Source organism: Dellaglioa sp. CoH-56-MRSF-12 (genome assembly GCF_056782075.1).
Genome location: NZ_JBXAYD010000010.1, coordinates 1 through 1,799, shown reverse-complemented (window position 1 = coordinate 1,799; position 1,799 = coordinate 1). Strand labels below are relative to the sequence as shown.

The window sequence follows — 1,799 nt, the reverse complement described above, 5'->3', positions numbered from 1 at the left end:
AGTGGAGCGCTTAGAAGTGAGAATGCCGGTATGAGTAGCGAAAGACAGGTGAGAATCCTGTCCACCGAATGACTAAGGTTTCCTGGGGAAGGCTCGTCCTCCCAGGGTTAGTCGGGACCTAAGTCGAGGCCGAGAGGCGTAGACGATGGATAACAGGTTGAGATTCCTGTACTAGTTATATTTGTTTGAACGATGGAGGGACGCAGCAGGCTAAGGAAGCGCACTGATGGATATGTGCGTCCAAGCAATAAGTCTGAAGTTGAGTTAAATGCTTAACTTTAAGGACAAGTTGTGATGGGGAGCGAAATTAAGTAGCGAAGTAACTGATGTCACACTGCCAAGAAAAGCTTCTAGTTAGAATATAACTACCCGTACCGCAAACCGACACAGGTAGTCGAGGAGAGTATCCTAAGGTGTGCGAGAGAACTCTCGTTAAGGAACTCGGCAAAATGACCCCGTAACTTCGGGAGAAGGGGTGCTGACCGAAAGGTCAGCCGCAGTGAATAGGCCCAAACGACTGTTTATCAAAAACACAGGTTTCTGCAAAATCGTAAGATGACGTATAGGGGCTGACGCCTGCCCGGTGCTGGAAGGTTAAGAGGATGAGTTAGCTTCGGCGAAGCCCAGAATTGAAGCCCCAGTAAACGGCGGCCGTAACTATAACGGTCCTAAGGTAGCGAAATTCCTTGTCGGGTAAGTTCCGACCCGCACGAAAGGCGTAACGATTTGGGCACTGTCTCAACGAGAGACTCGGTGAAATTATAATACCCGTGAAGATGCGGGTTACCCGCGACAGGACGGAAAGACCCCATGGAGCTTTACTGTAGCTTGATATTGAGTGTTTGTATAACTTGTACAGGATAGGTAGGAGCCGTAGAGACCGGAACGCTAGTTTCGGAGGAGGCATTGGTGGGATACTACCCTCGTTGTATGAACACTCTAACCCTCGCCACTAATCGTGGTGGGAGACAGTGTCAGGTGGGCAGTTTGACTGGGGCGGTCGCCTCCTAAAAGGTAACGGAGGCGCCCAAAGGTTCCCTCAGAATGGTTGGAAATCATTCGCAGAGTGTAAAGGCACAAGGGAGCTTGACTGCGAGACTTACAGGTCGAGCAGGGACGAAAGTCGGGCTTAGTGATCCGGTGGTTCCGTATGGAAGGGCCATCGCTCAACGGATAAAAGCTACCCTGGGGATAACAGGCTTATCTCCCCCAAGAGTCCACATCGACGGGGAGGTTTGGCACCTCGATGTCGGCTCATCGCATCCTGGGGCTGTAGTCGGTCCCAAGGGTTGGGCTGTTCGCCCATTAAAGCGGTACGCGAGCTGGGTTCAGAACGTCGTGAGACAGTTCGGTCCCTATCCGTCGCGGGCGTAGGAAATTTGAGAGGAGCTGTCCTTAGTACGAGAGGACCGGGATGGACATACCTCTGGTGTACCAGTTGTTCTGCCAAGGGCATCGCTGGGTAGCTATGTATGGATGAGATAAACGCTGAAAGCATCTAAGTGTGAAGCTCACCTCGAGATTAGATTTCCCATTCCTTTATGGAAGTAAGACCCCTGAAAGATTATCAGGTAGATAGGTTGGAAGTGGAAGTACAGTGATGTATGGAGCGGACCAATACTAATCGGTCGAGGACTTAACCACAAAGTGGTGTGAAACGGTGTACGGCTTAAAAATCAATGATAAATATTAGCTAGTTTTGAGAGAATAAGTTTTCTCAAAAAAAGAGTGTGGTGGCGATAGCAAGAAGGATACACCTGTTCCCATGTCGAACACAGAAGTTAAGCTTCTTAGCGCCA

The 1,799-nt window shown here is 49.9% G+C and carries 2 rRNA genes (1 of these 2 running past the window's edge); both read left to right on the top strand.

Annotated features, from left to right (window positions below):
• Positions 1-1,644: ribosomal RNA gene (locus AC1RPY_RS07550) — 23S ribosomal RNA — on the top strand; it begins 1,375 nt to the left of the window's first position.
• A gap of 85 nt (positions 1,645-1,729) precedes the next feature.
• Positions 1,730-1,799: ribosomal RNA gene (rrf, locus tag AC1RPY_RS07545) — 5S ribosomal RNA — on the top strand; the annotation flags it as partial.